The following is a 19,211-nucleotide window of genomic DNA, read 5'->3' as shown; positions in this document are numbered from 1 at the left end:
TTTTTTATTCATCTTTTGGTGGCGGTGGTGGCGGTGGAGTATCTCCAGGTCCATCATCAGCATAAGAAGGTTTTGCAGGATTAATTTCTTTTTTAACATCATCATATTCGTCGGCTGTGCAAGAGAATAATGTAGCTGACAATAGCGCAAACGCTCCCAATAAAAATATTTTTTTCATGTTTTTTATGATTAAAAATTAGGCATAGGCATTGCTGTTCAGAGGTCGTCTGAATCTTTTTTGGGCAATGCCAATTTTTGAATGGGAAGTGAAGTGCGTAGAACAGTAAGATTTTCATCTATACTTCCCGGAATAAAATCCGTCTTACGGTTTTCCGCACTTTTAAGTAAACTAGTTTTGTACATTTGTTCTAATCGCGAAGTAGAACAGGAACTAATTCTGAGACAAAGGAACAACGCTTACACGCCGACATTGCTACGGAATTCCGGGAATTCCGATTTAAATTTTTGAATTCCAAATATTTCCTAAAATGTCCTAAGAAATCCGAAAATAAAATCCTAAGAAATCCGAAAAGCCTATGTGTAAAAATACTTTTGAAGAATATAAAAAAGCTATAAAAGCAAAGTATGAGATTGAAAAAACAGGAGAATATGCTAAATATTTAAGCTCTCCAACACAAGCTAATCTTAGAAAATTATGTTGGGAAAGATTTAGAGAAAATAACAATACAGCTGATTTAAAAGCTTTTCAAAACTTCTTTGATTTTGAGTTTAGCATACATAAAAAAAATCAGCTAAAAGAACAGACAGATAAATTAAAGCCAATTGGAGCTTTTATTCTTGGAAAAACGGAATCGCCAACTGATGAAACAATCGAGTTTGCAGCAGTTTTGGTTGATTTTAAATTAAAGCCTTATAGAAATTTTGAAAAGAATGGAATTAGGGAAGAGAAATCAATTGATAATTCTGCTGATCCAGAATTGGTTGATGAGGTTGTAGAAAAAGAAACAGAAAGTTTTTCGGAAACAAAAAAAGCAAGTTTGCTATCTGAAAAAGTAGAAGAAGATTCACAATCAAAAAAGTCAGTTTGGAAGACTAAGTATTTTGAAAAGCTATTTAATAGATCAAAACCGGCTATGATTTCTACTGCAGTTATTTTTTGTTTAATAGCAGTAACAATTTATTTTGCATTTATTAAAAAGAATTGCATGCAATGGTCTGAAGATCATTTTGACATTGTAGATTGCAATTCAAATATTTTAAAGAATCAAAATAAAATAATTCCATATGATGAAAATCTTCTGGATTTTAGAAAATTAAGAGTCTGTGATACAACAACTAATTATAGTAATATGTGGTATTCTAAAAAAGATAATGTTGTTGAATTTTTTAATACACATGGAAGAAATCCGGTAAATGATAAAGCACTAAGAGCTGTAACGCAAGGCATATTTGATAAATATGCAGAAAAATGCGGTTCTAAAAAATAAAAAAAAACCTCCCAAAATAAACTTTTTTGGGAGGTTTCATCACTTTGATTTTTACTCTTGATCCGATTTATATGCGGTGTCTTGTGGGAACAACATTTCGTTTAGGGTAGTATCTCTTTTATACACATCAGGATAAAAATTCATATTTCCATCTATCGTTACCCAGGCGGTAAAATAGCCTATATAAATTGGGATTTTTTTCTTCAACAAAAATGGCGTTTCTTTTTCGCCACTCATTGCCGCATTTATTTTATCAATTGTCCAGTCGGGATAATCTTTCATCATTGAAACGGCAAGTTCTTTAGCTTTTTCAACATTGATACAGCCATGACTGAAAATACGTTTTTCAAACCCAAACAAAGATTTCGATGGAGTATCGTGCATGTAAATATCATTAGGATTTGGAAACATGAATTTTACAAGTCCTAATGCATTATCCGGCCCTGGTTTTTGTCTCACTTTCCCGCCATTCCATTCCATATTATGATCGGCCAGATAATTTTTGTCTTCGGCCATTTTTAGTTTTAATTCATTTTGGATAATGCTAGTCGGAACATACCAATACGGACTAAAAACAATTCGATCAATCTGACCACTGAAAATCACGGTTTTGGTCAAGGGAGTTCCAATAAAAACTTTCGAAACAATATCAAAATTTTTATCTCGCACAAAATACAGCATAAACGACGGAATATTGACCATCACATATTCGCTTTGATTTTCCAAAGAAGCCGGAATCCATCTGCAGCGTTCCATATTCAGCATTATCGTTTTGATTCGATCGCTGATTGGTTCATTCATTTGATCAACATGTTCTTTTGAAATAATATAATTAGGCGTCAACGCATGTCTGATTTTATATTTCATTACGCCGTCCATTAATTCCCGATCATAAAAATTGCTTTTAGAATCTTTTGCCAAGTCACCAATTACAAATAAGCGCTGTCTTACATCGGCAATAGTCTGCGAAGTGGCGTCTGGACGTAAATCTTGAAACGGAGTATCCATGTGAATAACATTCCACTGATTGTTTTTTTCAATTTCACGGTATTTTTTTAAGACTTCCTGAAGTTTGTAATATTGGCTAAAAAGAATTTTTTTATTTTCTTTCAATAAATCTGGATTGCTTACAATTGAATCTAACAACGATTCATAAGACAATTTTTTCTTAGGCAAATACCATTGAATTTTGTTTTGTTCATCGGCATCAATTCCCTTGTAAACGTGTTTGGCGTATAAAATATACATTGAACTCAGTAAAAGTTCAGTATCAGAATCAGAAATTTTTGATTTTGATACTGATTCCTCATCAAAAACGTCATCGAGTTTATTTTTATAAGGAATGTCTATTTGAACACCTTCTTCGTAAGTTGAATTTAATTTGTGATATAAAAGATATCCAAATTCGTTTATATCATTTCCTGCATACCAAATTGGTTTATATGCTTTATCCTTATATAAAGCCGTAACATCTGTTTGATAGGCTTTCAAATCAGAATATTTTTTGAAAAATGCAGCGATTGAGGCACTAGTAATTTCTGGAGCGGCAACAGAAATTATTTTATGCGCTTCAGAAATTGGCAGATCATTTTTTGAAAAAACAGTTGAGGAACTTAAAAAAAATCCCAGTAAAAGAATTACGGCAAAAGTAAAGTTTTTCATTTTTTTCGATATTACGTTACAAATCCTTTAAGAAAATATTGGAAACAAGCAGTAAGTTGTAAAAAAAATGATTTGGGGAAATCGGTATTTGTACTCAAATTTATAAAAAATATCTTAATATTTTGAGGTTTATATTTTAAGAAAATGTTCAAAAAAAACAATAATTGTTAAAAGCGAAAATTACATTACTAAAGTGAAAGAAAGTGCAGGATAGTTTTTCAAATTATCCTGCTTTTATTTGTTAAAGAAATTATTTTTTTAAAAAAAATGAAGCAAAAGTTTTTTTCTTCAAATGCAAACTTATATTTTTACGCAACCGATTGCAATTGTTGTTTTATTTCGAATAATGTATTTTTTGAATTAAAATTTTATCAAATATTTTTATGCTAACGAAAAACACTGATGCATTCAGAATTGAAATTTTAAAGAATAAATTAAAAAACCAAAATGACTTCATTACGATTTGTTTTCCTTTTTCTTCTGATTTCCTTTTCCACTTTGGCACAAAAGGATTATAAATTGTGGCTCCAGTATACTGCAGTGAACAATGCTGTAATGGCTTCAGAATATAAAAACAATCTTAAAGGCATTGTTGTTTTAGGAAACTCCGAAACGATTAAAGTTGCTCAGAAAGAACTTCAAGCCGGATTTTTGGGTATGTTGGGAAATATCCCTCAAATAAAATCGGAAATTAAAGAAGAAAATAATCTGATTGTAGGCGCTGCATCTTCATTAAATCCTGAAATAAAAAAGTTGGTTAGCTCTGATTTTGATAAAATAAACAATGAAGGCTTTATCATCAAATCGGTTTCCATTCAAAATAAAAAACAAATCATTATTACAGGAAAAAATGATGTTGCCGTTTTATACGGTGTTTTTAGTTTTCTGAGAATACTGCAGACAAATAAGTCTCTTAAAAATTTAAATATTGCTGATTCTCCAAAAACAAACATCAGAATTTTAAATCATTGGGATAATCTCGACCGCACTGTAGAACGCGGTTATGCCGGATTTTCACTTTGGAACTGGCAAAAACTGCCTGATTTTATTGATCAGCGTTATATTGATTATGCTAGAGCAAATGCTTCAATTGGAATTAACGGAACGGTTTTAACCAATGTAAATGCCAATGCACTTATTCTGACGCCACAATATTTAGAAAAAGTCGAAGCCTTAGCGAATGTTTTTAGGCCTTACGGAATAAAAGTTTATTTGACCGCAAGATTCTCGGCACCAATTGAAATTGGAAATTTAAAAACAGCCGATCCAAAAGATCTCGAAGTGATGAATTGGTGGAAAAATAAAGCAACCGAAATCTATAAACGAATTCCAGATTTTGGTGGTTTTTTGGTAAAAGCAAATTCTGAAGGTCAGCCTGGCCCGCAAAATTATGGCAGAGATCATGTTGATGGAGCTAATATGCTTGCCGATGCTGTTGCGCCTTTTGGAGGAGTAATTATGTGGCGTGCATTTGTATATTCAGAACATGATGCGAATGACCGCGCTAAACAAGCTTACGCTGAATTTCAACCTTATGATGGGAAATTCAAAGAAAATGTAATCATTCAGGTTAAAAACGGAGCAATTGATTTTCAGCCAAGAGAACCATTTCATCCCTTATTTGGAGCAATGCCAAAAACGCCTTTAATGATGGAATTTCAAATTACTCAGGAGTATTTGGGTTTCAGTACACATTTGGTTTTTCTGCCTAAATTATTTCAGGAAGTTTTAGAATCAGACACGTATCAAAAAGGAAAAGGTTCAACGGTTGCAAAGGTTGTTGATGGCTCTTTACACCATAATAAAATTACCGGAATTGCCGGCGTGGCCAACATTGGAAATGATTTAAACTGGACCGGACATCCTTTTGCGCAGGCAAATTGGTACGGTTTCGGCAGATTGGCGTGGAATCCTTATTTAGATTCAGAAGTTATCGCTGATGAATGGTTAAGAAGCACTTTTTCGAATGATGAAAATTTCCTTAAACCAGTAAAAAAAATGATGATGGAATCGCGCGAAGCGGTTGTAGATTATATGACACCGCTTGGTCTGCATCATATTATGGATACAGGTCATCATTATGGGCCAGGGCCGTGGGTTTCGAATTTGTCCCGACCAGAATGGAATCCGGTGTATTATCATAAAGCAGATAAAAACGGAATTGGTTTTGACCGATCAAAAACGGGTACAAATGCCACAGCGCAATATGCACCCGAAGTCGAAAAGCTTTTTGATAACTTGCAAACTTGTCCAGAGAAAGATTTATTATGGTTTCACCACGTTTCGTGGGATTATAAATTGAAAAATGGCCAAACACTTTGGAATGGCTTAGCATTGAAATATCAGGAAGGTGTAGATGAGGTTGCAGCAATGCGGAACGTTTGGAACAAAACTGAAAAATATATTGACAGTGAACGTTTTTCTGAAGTTCAAATGTTATTAGAAATTCAGTATAAAGAAGCAAAATGGTGGCGCGATGCCTGTTTACTTTATTTTCAGCAATATTCAGGTAAAGAACTTCCGTCGGGAGTAGAAAAACCGACACAAACATTAGACTATTTTAAATCATTAAAATTCCCATTTGCACCAGGAAATGGGTAATAAATTGAGTAAATGTAACGCGGATTAGACGGATTCGCTATCGCGAAGACACGGAAAAAAACGGGTTTTTCCCTTTTAAAATAATAATAAAAAATCCGTGTAAATCAGCGTTTTCGCGATAGCGAATCCGTTTCATCAGCGTGCTAAAAATATATATATTTAAAAAAATTATGAGCAAGAAATCGGCAATTGTAACCGGAGGAAATTCGGGTTTAGGATTTGCAACAGCAAAAAAACTTTGTGATAATGGTATCACAACTTACATCATTGGAAGATCAAAAGAAAAAACAGAAGAGGCCTGCAGAGAAATTGGAGAAAACGCTGTTCCAGTAATTTTTGATTTGAATGATCTGGCTGGAATTCCAGCAATGATTGAAAACATTGCTAAAAATAGTCCAATTGATATTTTGGTAAACAATGCCGGAATCAATCTGAAAAAAGAATTTTTAGACGTTACCGATGAAGATTTTTTATCAATAATTCACACCAATCTTTTGAGTGTTTTTGCAGTCAGTAAAGCGGTTGTAAAAAACATGAAAGAAAATGGCGCCGGAAGTATTGTAAACATCAGTTCGATGGCATCGCAATACGGAATTCCGAAAGTAATAGCGTATTCAGCCAGCAAAGGCGCAATCGAATCGATGACGCGTGCGATGGCAGTAGAATTGGCTCCGTTTGGAATTCGTGTTAATTGTGTTGCTCCAGGTTTTATTAAAACTAAAATGTCGGCCAAAGCTTTGGACAGCGATCCAGAAAGAAAAAACAAAGTGCTGGGAAGAACGCCAATGGGATTTTTAGGAGAACCTTCAGATATTGCCGATGCTGTTTATTATTTCGCTTTGAGCGAATCAAAATACACAACCGGAACTATTTTGCCTGTTGACGGCGGAAATAGTATTGGGTTTTAATAAGCGTTGAAAATTTCTCGCAAAGGCGCAAAGGCGCAAAGAGATTCTTTTTAAGTTTTTATAATAAAACTTAGCGACTCTGCGACTTTGCGAGATTAAATAAAAAACAGTCAGTATGACAAAAATGCAACAAACAATGCGTTGGTTTGGACCTCAGGACAACGTTACTTTATTAGATATCAAACAAGCTGGAGCAACCGGAATTGTCACAGCTTTGCATCATATTCCAGTTGGAGAAATCTGGACAATTGATGAAATTAAAGAAAGACAACAAATTATTAAAAATGGTGGTCTTGAATGGTCGGTTGTAGAAAGCCTTCCGGTTCATGAAGAAATTAAAAAGGCTTCTGGAAATTATCTTCAATACATTGAAAATTACAAAATCAGTTTAAAAAATTTGGCAGCATGCGGTATCAAAATCATTACTTATAATTTCATGCCGATTCTGGATTGGGTAAGAACGAATCATAATTTTATTAATTCTGATGGAAGCAAAGCTTTATTATACAACCAGGATGCTTTTACTTTTTTTGATGTTTTTCTTTTAAAAAGACCAAATTCAGAAAATGATTATTCCGATTTAGAAAAAGAAAATGCGTTACAATTTGGAAACCAATTATCTGAAGAGGAAAAAGCATTATTGTTTAAAAATGTTTTATTAGGATTGCCGGGAAGTAAAATCAATTTTACAGCCGAACAAATTTTGGCACTTTTAGAAAATTATGCTGCTATAGATAATCAAAAATTAAGAGAAAATCTGATTTACTTTTTATCTGAAGTTACTCCAATTGCGGAAAAAGTTGGCGCTAAATTAGCGATTCATCCTGATGATCCGCCTTTTTCAGTTTTAGGTCTGCCAAGAATTGTTTCAACAGAAGCAGACTTAAAAGCGATTTTTGATGAGGTTCCTTCAGCAGCAAATGGATTATGTTATTGCACGGGTTCGCTGAGTGCCGATCCAAAAAATAATCTCGAAAAAATAATTGATGATTATGGAGACAGAATTCACTTTTTGCATCTCCGAAATACCATTCGCGAAAGCGAAACTATTTTCCGTGAATCAGAACATTTAGATGGCGACGTCAAAATGGAAATTATAGTAGAAAAATTACTGTTAGTAATGAATAAAACAAAAGTAAGTCTGCCAATGCGTCCCGATCACGGATTTCTGCACGCGGTTGATGAGGTAACGGAAACCTATCCTGGTTATTCATTGACAGGAAGATTAAAAGGTTTGGCTGAATTAAGAGGTTTAGAAATGGGAATTGCTTATAAATTGAATTTGTAAATAAAGTTTCTAAGTCTTTCGCGCTGAGAATTTCTCGCAAAGACGCAAAGGCGCAGAGTTTTTTAAGGCTTAAAATAAGTAAAAACCTTAGCGACTCAGCGACTTTGCGAGATTAAATAAAAAAGTTTGTGACTCTATGTGTTTAAAAAATAAAATAACGTATATAATTTCTCTGCTTTTCCTAATCGGATTAAGCACAAATTCATATGCAATAAATCCAGATAAATACGTAGTAAATCAAGCTTCTGTCAAAAATTTCCCTTTGGTTTCAAAAGGAAAGACGGCTTCAATTTTAGTCAGTGAAGATGATTTTTCGGGCGTTTTAAAAGTTGCGGGACATTTAGAAAATGATATTTTTAAAGTTTCAGATTTGCATCCAAAGCGAATTAAAACGATTTCTGAAGCCGAAGATTTTGTTGTCATTATTGGAACTTTGGGAAAAAGCGAAATCATAAATCAATTAGTCAAAGACGGGAAAATTGATGCCAATCAGCTTCAAGGAAAATGGGAAAAATTTACCACGAAAATTGTAGAAAATCCGTTTAAAGGAATAAAAAAAGCTTTGGTAATTGCAGGCTCAGACAAGCGAGGAACAATTTACGGAATTTACGATTTGTCGAGTCAGATTGGTATTTCACCGTGGTATTTTTGGGCCGATGTTCCAGTCAAAAAACAATCGGAATTGCATGTTTTACCTGGAATTCATTCGCAGGGAGAGCCAAAAGTAAAGTATCGCGGTATTTTTATAAATGACGAAGCGCCTGCATTAACTGGCTGGGCTTTTGAAAAATTTGGAGGATTCAATTCGAAATTTTATGAAAACGTTTTTGATTTGATTTTGAGAATGAAGGGCAATTATTTATGGCCGGCAATGTGGGGAAGAATGTTTTATGTGGAGGATCCGCAGAATGCTGTTTTGGCCGATGAATATGGAGTTGTGATGGGAACTTCGCATCATGAGCCTTTAACAAGAGCGCACGCAGAATGGGGAAAAGAAAATGGAAAATGGGATTTTAATTCCAATTCTGAAAACCTGATTAATTTCTGGAAAGACGGAATTAAAAGAATGGGAAATAAAGAAACCATTGTGACAATTGGAATGCGAGGCGACGGCGATGAACCAATGACCGAAGGAACTGCAATTGGACTTTTGGAAAATATCGTAAAAACGCAAAGAAATATCATTCAGGAAATTACTAAAAAGCCGATTGAGGAAACGCCTCAAATGTGGGCGCTTTATAAAGAAGTTCAGGATTATTACGACAAAGGAATGACGGTGCCCGATGATGTAACGCTTTTGCTGTGTGATGATAATTGGGGAAATATTAGAAAACTGCCAGAACTGAATGCAAAGCCAAGAAAAGGTGGTTACGGAATTTATTATCACTATGATTATGTGGGTGGGCCACGAAATTATAAATGGATCAATACCAACCAAATCGAGCGCACTTGGGAACAAATGGATTTAGCCTATCAATACGGAGCTGATAAAATCTGGATTGTAAACGTTGGCGACATAAAACCAATGGAATTTCCAATTGAGTTTTTCCTTGATATGGCATGGAATCCTGAAAAGTTCAATGCCGGAAATTTACAAGATTATTATGTGAATTGGGCAAAAGAGAATTTCGGAGGTCAGTTTACAGGAGAAATTGCGGCCATTTTAAAATTGTACACCAAATACAATGCGCGCAGAAAACCTGAATTATTAGATGAAAAAACGTATAGTATTACCAATTATAATGAAGCAGAAAGCGTTTTAGAAGATTATAAGAAACTGGTTGAAAAAGCCAATTCCATAAACGAAAAATTGAAGCCGGAATATAAAGATGCTTATTATCAATTGGTTTTATTTCCTGTTTTGGCAAGTGCAAATTTAAATGAGTTGTATGTCGCAACGGCTAAAAATCATTTATATGCAGAACAGGGAAGAGCCGTTGCAAATGATTATGCCGAAAAAGTAAAAATGTTATTCGAAAAAGATAGTCTGCTTACGAATTACTATCATACTAAAGTGGCAAATGGCAAATGGAATCATATGATGTCACAGACGCACATTGGTTATACAAATTGGCAACAACCGGATAAAAATGTAATTCCGAAAACGAAAATAGTTGAGGTTTCAAATAAAGTAGAAGCGAAAATTTCTGAGAAGGCTGAAACATCAATTAATAAAAATAAGAATTTAGATCATGTTCGAGTCTTTGTGGAGAACAACGGTTATATTTCGATAGAAAGTAAAAATTATTCTAAAGCTATAAATTCGGATGCAGTAAAATGGACGGTAATCCCAAATCTTGGTAAAACAGATTCTGGAATAACAATAAAACCTTCGAATATTCAACCGATTGAAATTTCGGAAAAGTCGCCAAGATTAGAATACAATGTTCATTTTTTTAGCAAAGGAAATGTGAAAGTAAAGGCTTATTTTTCACCGACAATTAATTTTAAAACGGGAGACGGTTTAAAATACGGGATTGCTTTTGATGATGAAAAGCCTCAAATAATCAATTTTAATTCAGATAATTCAGAAAAAGCTTGGGCTGAATCGGTTTCAAATAATATTAAAATTTTGACATCAGCGCATCAAATAGAAAAAGCTGGAAATCACGTTCTGAAGATTTATGCTGTTGATTCGGCATTGGTACTTCAGAAAATTGTAATTGAAACTGAAGAAGGAAAAGTTTTGGAGTCGTATTTAGGGCCGCCGGAGAGTTTTAGAAAGAAGTAATTCGTTCTATTTGTCACTCCGAGGAACGAGGAATCTCCGCAAGAAACTCTACAAAGATTGGATTTTCGTAACGGAGCTACTTACGAAGCTTCCTCGTTCTTCGGAATGACAAGATTGAGAATAATTTCTAAAAAAGAAAAAAACTATTAACTATTAAAACCACAAAATATGAAATTTATTAACCCTTATGTGTTTGCCGTCGCAACGTTGTTGATGGTAAGCTGTTCTTCCAAAAAAGAATCGCTGTCGTTAAAAGATGCCTATAAAAATGATTTTTATATTGGTACGGCTTTAAGCGCAGACCAAATTCAAGAAAAAAATACCAAAGAAGATTCATTGATTAAAAAAGAATTTAATGCTATCACTGCGGAAAATATCATGAAATCAATGTTTGTGCATCCGCAAAAGGATAAGTATGATTTTACATTAGCAGATAAATTTGTTGCTTATGGCGAAAAAAATAAAATGTTTGTTCACGGACATACTTTGATTTGGCACAGCCAATTGGCTCCTTGGATGGAAAAAATAAAAGACAGCACCGAGATGAAAGCTTTTATGAAAGATCATATCACGACAATTGTCTCAAAATATAAAGGAAGAATTGATTCTTGGGATGTTGTCAATGAAGCTTTAAACGATGACGGAACCTTAAGAAAATCGGTTTTTTTGAATACACTGGGAGAACAATATTTAGTTGATGCTTTTAAATTAGCAGCAAAAGCAGATCCAAAAGTTGATTTGTATTACAATGATTATAATATCGAAGAACCAGCAAAAAGAGCCGGAGCAATTGCTTTGATCAAAAAAATAAAAGCAGCAGGCGGAAAAATTGATGGAGTTGGAATTCAAGGCCATTGGCGATTAGCAAGCCCTTCAATAGAAGAAATTGAAAAAAGTATTTTAGAATATTCGGCTTTAGGAATTAAAGTTGCATTTACAGAATTAGATATCACAGTATTACCAAATCCGTGGGATTTAAAAGGAGCTGACGTGAATCAGAAATTTGAAGGAAATGAAAAAATGAATCCATATCCAAAGGCATTGCCAGATTCTATTCAGAATAAATTAGCAGAACGTTATGCTTCTATTTTTAAATTATTTTTAAAGCATAAAGACAAAATAAGCAGAGTTACTTTTTGGGGTGTTCATGACGGACAATCTTGGTTAAATGACTGGCCTATAAAAGGTAGAACAAATTATCCTTTGCCATTTGATGCTCAATTGAAACATAAAAAAGCGTACGACAGTATACTGCAAGTTAAGGAGAAAAAAGAGTAAAAAAGGTGTGAATTCTATTTATTGAGAATGCCTGAAGACTGTTTTTTTGAAAATAATGTAATAAAGCAAAGTAAATTTGGATGGTATATTTTTTTTACTAAATTTACACAACCGATTGCTTAAGCGGAAACCTTTTGAAATCAGTACAAGAGCTAACTAATATAATCAAAATCTTTGTAGGTGCTGATTGTAAAATTAACCAAAATAACCACGAACCAATAATGAATTTTAATTCCCAAAAATTATCCATAAAAGAAAAAATTGGATACAGCTTAGGCGACCTTGCGGCCAATTTAGTCTTTCAAACTTTGATGACTTATTTGGCGTATTTTTATACTGATATTTACGGATTATCGCCAGCCCATTCTTCTATAATAATGCTGGTTGTAGGTTTAATTGCGGCTTTTATTTTTAACCCTATTATTGGTGTTTTGGCCGACAGAACCAGTACTAAATGGGGAAAATTCAGACCTTGGATTTTATGGACTGCCGTGCCCTTAGGAGTAATTGCATTGCTAGCTTTTACAACACCAAATTTTTCTTATCAGGGCAAAGTAATTTATGCTGTAGTGACGTATAGTTTATTATTGCTTTTTTATGCAGGAAACAATTTGCCTTATTCAGCTTTAAGCGGTGTCATTACTGGTGATATGGGCGAACGTAACAGTATGTCTTCCTATCGATTTGTGGCGGTTATGTTTGCGCAGTTTTTTGTTCAGGTATTTATGCTCGGAATTATAAAAAGTGCCGGAAACGGAGATAAAGCAATTGGTATTGAAAAAGTTATGACGGTTTTAGCGATTATCGGAACCATCATGCTTTTAATCACGTTTTTGACGACAAAAGAAAGAATTATTCCAAAGCCGGAACAAAAATCAAGTGTAAAAGAAGATTTAAGCGACTTGGCCAAAAACAGACCTTGGGTAATCATGCTTTCACTTACGACTTTGGTTTTTATCACGCTGGCAATGAAAGGCGGATCGTATGTATATTATTTTGAAAATTATGTAGATAAAGAGCAATTAGCAGTTTTTATTCAGCCTATTTTGGATACTTTATCAAATATTGGTTTGAATCATTTTGGGAATGATCCTGTTTCAGCCGGATTTGGATTGTTTAATGCTGGAGGTATTATCTTTATGATAGTCGGAATTACCTTGTCTAAAGGCCTTGCCGATAAATACGGAAAGCGAAATGTGTTCGGTTTGTTTTTATTCATTTCGACACTTTTTATCATCGCTTTTTATTTCTTTCCGTCAACATCCATCAGCTTTATATTTTTCTCCCAAATTCTGCATGGATTTTTCTATGGAATAACAATCCCAATTCTTTGGGCGATGATTGCCGATGTTGCCGATTACTCAGAATGGCTCAATAACCGTAGAGCAACTGCAATTATTTTCTCTGCCATGATGGTAGGTTTAAAAGCAGGTTTGAGTATTGGAGGCGCTTTGACAACTTCATTATTAGGTTATTTTAATTATGTGCCAAATGCTGCACAACAGAGTGATATAGCTATAAACGGAATTAAACTTCTTGTAAGCGTTTTTCCAGCAATACCTTTCCTTATTGGTGTTGGATTATTGTTTTTCTACAAAATTGACAAGAAAATGGAAGTGCAGATTGAATCTGATTTAAAAGAAAGAAGAGTTTAGTGTATAAAAAAAAATAAAAAAAGAGAATATGCCTGAAGATAGTATTGAAAACATTGACTTTGTTGCGTTAGAGAAGCGCGCGATTTCAAATCCATTAGTAAATCATATTTATACCGCTGATCCATCAGCACACGTTTTTAACGGCAAAATATATATCTATCCATCGCATGATATTGATGCAGGAATTCCGTTTAATGATAATGGCGACCATTTTGGAATGGAGGATTATCACGTTATTTCAATGGATAATGTTGATGCAGAAGCTGTAGATCATGGCGTAGCACTTCATGTTGATGATGTTTCTTGGGCCGTGCGACAAATGTGGGCTCCAGATGCAGCTTGTAAAAATGGCAAGTATTATTTGTATTTTCCAGCAAAACGTGCTGACGGAATTTTTCAAATTGGTGTTGCGGTAAGCGATTCTCCAACGGGGCCTTTTAAGCCCGAAGAAAATGCCATAAAAGGCAGTTATAGTATCGATCCGGCTGTTTTTGAAGATCATGACGGAAAGTTTTATATTTATTTTGGAGGAATTTGGGGAGGCCAGCTTCAAAAATATAGAAACAATATTTATGATAAATCAAATGAAGAGCCGCAGGCAAATGAAACAGCATTAGGTCCAATTGTGGCTTTGCTGACAGATGATATGAAAGAGTTTGCAGAAGAGCCAAAAGAGATTAAAATTCTCGATGAAAACGGAAAGGAACTTCTGGCTGGCGATAACGATCGTCGTTTTTTTGAAGCGTCATGGGTTCATAAATACAACGGAAAATATTATTTCTCCTATTCAACAGGTGATACGCATTTCATTTGTTATGCAATTGGTGACAATCCTTACGGACCTTTTACGTATCAAGGAAGAATTTTAAATCCGGTTGTTGGATGGACTTCGCATCATTCAATCTGCGAAATAAATGGCGAATGGTATTTGTTTTACCATGATTCGAGTTTGTCAAAAGGAGTAACACATTTGAGGTCTATAAAAGTGACCAAAATTGAATATAATGCCGATGGTTCGATTATAACGATAGATCCATATAAAGAAGATTAAACAGACGATTTTCAAAATTAATTCTGAAGATGATTGACTTAAAAACAGCTAGTTTAAAAATTACAGTGTTAACCTTTTCTATGGTTAGTGTAATGGCATGTAAAAAAATTTTCCTGAAACCACAACCGGTTGTTCAAGAAAATGTTGCTGTTTTTGACTGGTTTAATTATCAAGGAAAAGAAGATGCGTATGTTGCTATTTCGAAATCAGAAGAGGAATATTTAAATCCAATTTTGGCTGGATTTTATCCAGATCCCACAATTTGCAGTGCAGACGGAAAGTTTTATTTGGTAAATTCTTCTTTTTGTTACTTTCCAAGTCTTCCCATTTTTGAAAGTACAGATTTGGTAAACTGGAAGCAAATAGGAAACATCATAAACCGTCGTGAACAGGCTGATTTTGGAAATTCTAGATTATCAGGCGGTATGTACGCACCGACAATCCGATATAATAAAGGCATTTTTTATGTCATTTGTACCAATGTTAGTGGTGTCGGTAATTTTGTCGTAACGGCTAAAAATCCAGCTGGACCTTGGTCAAATCCAATTAAACTTCCTGAAGTTAATGGAATCGACCCGGATATTTTCTTTGATGAAGATGGAAAGGTTTATATGACGCACAACGGACCTCCGCCAAATAATATTTCGCTTCACGATGGACATCGCGCCATCTATATGTTGGAGTATGATTTGGAAAAACAGAAAATCATAACAGAACCGAAATTAGTTATTAATGGCGGAACTGATATGGCTAAAAAGCCAGTTTGGATTGAAGGTCCGCACGTATTTAAAAAAGACGGATTTTATTATATGATTTGCGCACAAGGCGGAACAGGTTTTAATCATTCAGAAGTTGTTTTTAGAAGTAAGAATGTTTATGGTCCCTATGAAAGTTATGCTTCAAATCCGATTTTGACGCAGTCGCATTTAGATCCGAATCGTAAAAATTTAGTTTCGACTACTGGTCATGCTGATTTTGTAGAATTGCCAAACGGTGATTGGTGGGCTGTATTTTTGGGATGCCGACCTTATGAAGGCGATTTATACAATACTGGACGAGAAACGTTTATGATGCCGGTTGAATGGAAAAACGGCTGGCCAGAAATTAAAGGAGGGAACGAACCGCTTCCGATGAAAAATAAGCGTCCGAATCTTCCTCTTTCAAAAGAAAAAATAGAACCGAATAATGGGAATTTTACATGGCAAGATAATTTTGATTCGAAGGAATTGGGCTTAAAATGGAATTTCATCAGAACGCCTTCTGAAAAATGGTATGAATTAACTAACGGGAAATTAGTAATAAAGCCAAGAAAAGAATCGATTCATACAGAAACCAATTTTTCTTTTATTGGGAGAAGACAACAGCATTTGAAATTTGAAGCCTCTGTAAAATTGGAGTTTAATCCAAAAGATAATTTGACGGTTGCAGGTTTGACTGCCTTTCAAAATGAAAAGCATTATTTTTTAGTTGGAAAACGTCTCAATACTGCTAATAAATTAGAAGTTTTTGTAGAAAAAACAGCAGGTAAAATCAATAACGGAAAGCCCGAAATTATTGCAAAAAAAGAGCTTTTAGATACTGATAAAGTATTATTTGTAAAAATTGAAGGAAACCGAAAATTGTATAGTTTTTATTTTAAAACGAAGGAAAAAGAAAAGTGGAATTTGTTAATCAAAGACGTTGACGGATCAATTTTAAGTACAAAAGAAGCGGGCGGATTTGTGGGGACGTATTTGGCGATGTATGCGTCGAATGAGCATTTTTAATGAAGATATACATCCAGCTTTGTCATGCGAGGAACGAAGCAATCTCATAACGGGAAGCACGAATTGAAATAGCAAGTGAGGTTGCTTCGTTCCTCGCAATGACAAGAATGTGTCTTTTGAAACCGGTTTGCGTGAGGGATAGCAGTGGAAAGCCCGGAGCCTGACGAAGGAAGTGCGAGGACTTGCAACGAATAGCCCGACCCGGAGGGGCACGCCCAAATTATTAGAATAAAACAGCTAAAAAAAATAACAATTTTAATGTCAAAAAGAATTTTTTGTAAAAGAAATTTACTTATTTTAGCATACCAGAACAGAACGGAACAGTATGCTAAACGAAGAACAAGAAAAATTTGTATTTACAATAAATCATGATAGTGATATTCCGAAATACCAGCAGTTGGTAAATGGGATTAATAATGCGATTGCAGAGAATATTTTGCAGAAAGGCGATTTGCTGCCGTCTGTAAATGCGATTTGCAAAAATAATCAGCTGTCGAGAGATACGGTTTTTAAGGCGTACAGCATTTTGAAGGATCAAAATGTGATTGATTCGGTGCCCAATAAAGGATATTATGTGGCAGGCGAAACGCGAAAAGTGCTTTTGGTTTTAGATACTTTCAAGGCATATAAAGAGGTTTTGTATCATTCGGTTGTAAATAATTTGCCTGAGAATGTGATTATTGATGTGCAGTTTCATCATTATAATATTGATGTTTTTAAGACGATCATAAATAACGGAATTGGGAAGTATTATAAATATGTGGTGATGAATTTTGATCATGCAGATATTGCTCCCACTTTGTCGGCAATTTCGAGTGATAAATTGCTTTTGATTGACTGGAATATTCAGGCTGATAAAACTAGTAATTATGTTTTTCAGGATTTTGGAAAAGCTTTTTATAACGCTTTAATCGAAGCGGTGGATTTGTTTAAAAAGTATAAAAAAATAAAATTTGTTTATCCGGATTTTACGAATCATCCGTATGAAACGGTGGAGTTTTTCAAGAAATTTTGTGCCGATTTCAATTTTGAATATGAGATTATTACAGATCCTAAAAAGTTCAATATTGAAAAAGGAATCGCTTATATCAGTGTAAGTGACAGGATTTTAGGGTATTTTTTAGAGCAATGCAAAGAGAAAGATTTTGAACCCGGAAAAGACGTTGGGTTTTTGTCGTATAACGAAACGCCAATGAAGAAATTTATATATAAAGGAATTTCGGTTGTGTCAACTGATTTTAAAGAAATAGGAACCAAAGCAGCGGCATTTATTACGCATGACGAAGAAACGCAGTGTTATGTGCCGACAAAATTAATAATAAGAGAATCATTGTAAGTATGTATTATATCGGATATGATATTGGAAGTTCTTCTGTCAAGGCAGCCTTGGTAGAAGCAGAAACAGGCAAAAAAGTAATCGTTTTAAATGAACCGCAGAACGAAATGGAAATCCTTTCTATTCACCCAGATTGGGCAGAGCAGGACCCTGAAATTTGGTGGCAGTACATTTGTACGGCAACCAAAAGAGCCATTCGTGAAGCTAATATTGATGCATCAAAAATTCAAGGAATTGGTATTTCATATCAAATGCACGGATTGGTGATTGTGGATGAAGCTGGGAATGCGCTTAGAAATTCAATTATCTGGTGTGACAGCCGTGCGGTTGAAATTGGAAACAAGGCTTTCGCCGAAATTGGGGAAGAAAAGTGCATGGAACATTTATTGAATTCGCCAGGGAATTTTACGGCTTCAAAACTAAAATGGGTGAAAGAAAATGAGCCTGAAGTTTACAAGAAAATTGCTAAATACATGCTTCCGGGAGATTACATCGCTTTGAAATTAACAGGCGAAGTAACGACGACCAAAAACGGTTTGTCTGAAGGAATGCTTTGGGATTATAAAGAAAATAAAGTGGCCGACTGGCTTTTGGATTATTACGGAATCGATCAGTCTTTGACACCACAAATTGTTGAGAACTTTACGAATCAAGGAGTTGTTACGGAACAAGCTTCGGCGGCATCTGGGCTTCCAGCAGGAATTCCGATTGTGTACAGGGCAGGAGATCAGCCAAATAATGCATTGTCTTTGAATGTTTTGAATCCGGGAGAAGTGGCGGCTACGGGTGGTACTTCGGGCGTTTTTTATGCGGTAAGCGAAATGTCATCTGGAAAAAGTACGAGAGTAAACAATTTTGTTCACGTAAACTACGAATTGGAAACGCCTCGAATTGGTAAACTTTTGAATATTAACGGAGCAGGAATTCAGTACAGATGGCTTCGTAATAATATGGGGAACGAAAGTTACGAGGCTATGAATGAAAAAGCTTCGAATGTTGAAGTTGGTTCAGATGGTGTTGTCGTGATTCCGTTTGGAAATGGTGCTGAGCGTATGTTCAACAATAAAAACATTGGAACACATTTCTTAAATCTGAACTTAAATATTCATAATAGTGCCCATTTGTTTAGAGCTTCTCTTGAAGGAATTGCTTTTTCATTTGTGTACGGAATGGAATGCTTAAAAGATGATAATGCGACGATTAATGTCATAAGAGCAGGAAATGATAATCTTTTCCGTTCGGAGATTTTCTCAAATACTGTGGCGACTTTAATTGGCCACGAAATTGAAATTTATAATACAACCGGAGCAGTCGGTGCAGCAAGAGCAGTTGGTTTAAAAGACGGTGATTATAGCAAATTTGGAGCTAATGTTAGTGACAACGATCACGTAATGACGTTTTTACCACTGCACAACGCAGCGCCTTATGAAGCGGCTTATAAAAAATGGAAACAAGAATTAGAATTAATATTAACAACTAAATAAAAG

13 protein-coding genes are annotated in these 19,211 nt (G+C 34.7%); 11 read left to right on the top strand and 2 right to left on the bottom strand.

All coding sequences use genetic code 11. The features are described from left to right. Window positions 1–4: 4 nt before the first annotated feature. Window positions 5–178: a hypothetical protein gene (locus EV145_RS22375; RefSeq protein WP_166638421.1), complete on the bottom strand. Its 174-nt coding sequence runs from the start codon at window positions 176–178 to the stop codon at window positions 5–7. Window positions 179–536: 358 nt separating this feature from the next. On the opposite strand from EV145_RS22375, the gene EV145_RS07310 reads away from it, so the two are divergent. Next, the gene (locus tag EV145_RS07310) at window positions 537–1,448 is read left to right on the top strand and encodes a hypothetical protein (protein WP_133524562.1); all 912 of its coding nucleotides are present in this window, start codon (window positions 537–539) and stop codon (window positions 1,446–1,448) included. A 51-nt stretch (window positions 1,449–1,499) separates the two neighbouring features. Here the strand turns inward: EV145_RS07310 and EV145_RS07305 are convergent, their stop codons facing one another. After that, window positions 1,500–3,110 (bottom strand): murein L,D-transpeptidase, encoded by a 1,611-nt coding sequence (locus EV145_RS07305; RefSeq protein ID WP_133524561.1) that lies wholly within the window; start codon window positions 3,108–3,110, stop codon window positions 1,500–1,502. Window positions 3,111–3,557: 447 nt separating this feature from the next. Here EV145_RS07305 and EV145_RS07300 point away from each other — a divergent pair, with 447 nt between their 5' ends. The 10 genes from EV145_RS07300 to EV145_RS07255 all read left to right on the top strand — a co-directional run bounded on the left by EV145_RS07300 (window position 3,558) and on the right by EV145_RS07255 (window position 19,208). Beyond that, complete coding sequence (locus tag EV145_RS07300; RefSeq protein WP_133524560.1) at window positions 3,558–5,711, top strand: alpha-glucuronidase family glycosyl hydrolase; 2,154 nt, start codon at window positions 3,558–3,560, stop codon at window positions 5,709–5,711. Window positions 5,712–5,881: 170 nt separating this feature from the next. Next, complete coding sequence (locus EV145_RS07295; RefSeq protein WP_133524559.1) at window positions 5,882–6,619, top strand: SDR family NAD(P)-dependent oxidoreductase; 738 nt, start codon at window positions 5,882–5,884, stop codon at window positions 6,617–6,619. Between the two features lie 124 nt (window positions 6,620–6,743). Further along, on the top strand, window positions 6,744–7,907 hold the full coding sequence (gene uxuA, locus EV145_RS07290; RefSeq protein ID WP_133524839.1) for a mannonate dehydratase: 1,164 nt from the start codon (window positions 6,744–6,746) through the stop codon (window positions 7,905–7,907). A 136-nt stretch (window positions 7,908–8,043) separates the two neighbouring features. After that, window positions 8,044–10,638, top strand: coding sequence for a glycosyl hydrolase 115 family protein (locus EV145_RS07285; RefSeq protein WP_133524558.1), 2,595 nt, complete (start codon window positions 8,044–8,046; stop codon window positions 10,636–10,638). A 168-nt stretch (window positions 10,639–10,806) separates the two neighbouring features. Continuing rightward, the gene (locus EV145_RS07280; protein ID WP_133524557.1) at window positions 10,807–11,916 is read left to right on the top strand and encodes an endo-1,4-beta-xylanase; all 1,110 of its coding nucleotides are present in this window, start codon (window positions 10,807–10,809) and stop codon (window positions 11,914–11,916) included. Window positions 11,917–12,137: 221 nt separating this feature from the next. After that, the gene (locus tag EV145_RS07275) at window positions 12,138–13,571 is read left to right on the top strand and encodes an MFS transporter (RefSeq protein ID WP_133524556.1); all 1,434 of its coding nucleotides are present in this window, start codon (window positions 12,138–12,140) and stop codon (window positions 13,569–13,571) included. A 28-nt stretch (window positions 13,572–13,599) separates the two neighbouring features. Then, complete coding sequence (locus EV145_RS07270; protein WP_133524555.1) at window positions 13,600–14,622, top strand: glycoside hydrolase family 43 protein; 1,023 nt, start codon at window positions 13,600–13,602, stop codon at window positions 14,620–14,622. Window positions 14,623–14,651: 29 nt separating this feature from the next. Further along, window positions 14,652–16,388 carry a glycoside hydrolase family 43 protein gene (locus EV145_RS07265; RefSeq protein WP_133524554.1) on the top strand — a complete coding sequence of 579 codons (1,737 nt, stop codon included), beginning with the start codon at window positions 14,652–14,654 and terminating at the stop codon, window positions 16,386–16,388. A 325-nt stretch (window positions 16,389–16,713) separates the two neighbouring features. Continuing rightward, window positions 16,714–17,724, top strand: coding sequence for a GntR family transcriptional regulator (locus EV145_RS07260; RefSeq protein ID WP_133524553.1), 1,011 nt, complete (start codon window positions 16,714–16,716; stop codon window positions 17,722–17,724). Window positions 17,725–17,726: 2 nt separating this feature from the next. Continuing rightward, a complete protein-coding gene (locus tag EV145_RS07255; protein ID WP_133524552.1) occupies window positions 17,727–19,208 on the top strand; it encodes a xylulokinase in 1,482 nt (493 codons plus the stop codon). The last annotated feature ends 3 nt before the right edge of the window (window positions 19,209–19,211 follow it).

It is taken from the genome of Flavobacterium sp. 245, assembly GCF_004362055.1.
Lineage (GTDB): Bacteria > Bacteroidota > Bacteroidia > Flavobacteriales > Flavobacteriaceae > Flavobacterium.
Note: the sequence above shows the minus strand (reverse complement) of the source record. Positions and strands in the feature narration are given on the sequence as shown.

Excerpts from the sequence above, each read along its gene's own strand:
- EV145_RS07255 (WP_133524552.1), top strand. The coding sequence starts at position 17,727 with ATGTATTATATCGGATATGATATTGGAAGTTCTTCTGTCAAGGCAGCC.
- uxuA (WP_133524839.1), top strand. The coding sequence starts at position 6,744 with ATGCAACAAACAATGCGTTGGTTTGGACCTCAGGACAACGTTACTTTA.
- EV145_RS07265 (WP_133524554.1), top strand. The coding sequence starts at position 14,652 with ATGATTGACTTAAAAACAGCTAGTTTAAAAATTACAGTGTTAACCTTT.
- EV145_RS07310 (WP_133524562.1), top strand. The coding sequence starts at position 537 with ATGTGTAAAAATACTTTTGAAGAATATAAAAAAGCTATAAAAGCAAAG.
- EV145_RS07280 (WP_133524557.1), top strand. The coding sequence starts at position 10,807 with ATGAAATTTATTAACCCTTATGTGTTTGCCGTCGCAACGTTGTTGATG.
- EV145_RS07270 (WP_133524555.1), top strand. The coding sequence starts at position 13,600 with ATGCCTGAAGATAGTATTGAAAACATTGACTTTGTTGCGTTAGAGAAG.
- EV145_RS22375 (WP_166638421.1), bottom strand. The coding sequence starts at position 178 with ATGAAAAAAATATTTTTATTGGGAGCGTTTGCGCTATTGTCAGCTACA.
- EV145_RS07295 (WP_133524559.1), top strand. The coding sequence starts at position 5,882 with ATGAGCAAGAAATCGGCAATTGTAACCGGAGGAAATTCGGGTTTAGGA.
- EV145_RS07300 (WP_133524560.1), top strand. The coding sequence starts at position 3,558 with ATGACTTCATTACGATTTGTTTTCCTTTTTCTTCTGATTTCCTTTTCC.
- EV145_RS07275 (WP_133524556.1), top strand. The coding sequence starts at position 12,138 with ATGAATTTTAATTCCCAAAAATTATCCATAAAAGAAAAAATTGGATAC.
- EV145_RS07260 (WP_133524553.1), top strand. The coding sequence starts at position 16,714 with ATGCTAAACGAAGAACAAGAAAAATTTGTATTTACAATAAATCATGAT.
- EV145_RS07285 (WP_133524558.1), top strand. The coding sequence starts at position 8,044 with ATGTGTTTAAAAAATAAAATAACGTATATAATTTCTCTGCTTTTCCTA.
- EV145_RS07305 (WP_133524561.1), bottom strand. The coding sequence starts at position 3,110 with ATGAAAAACTTTACTTTTGCCGTAATTCTTTTACTGGGATTTTTTTTA.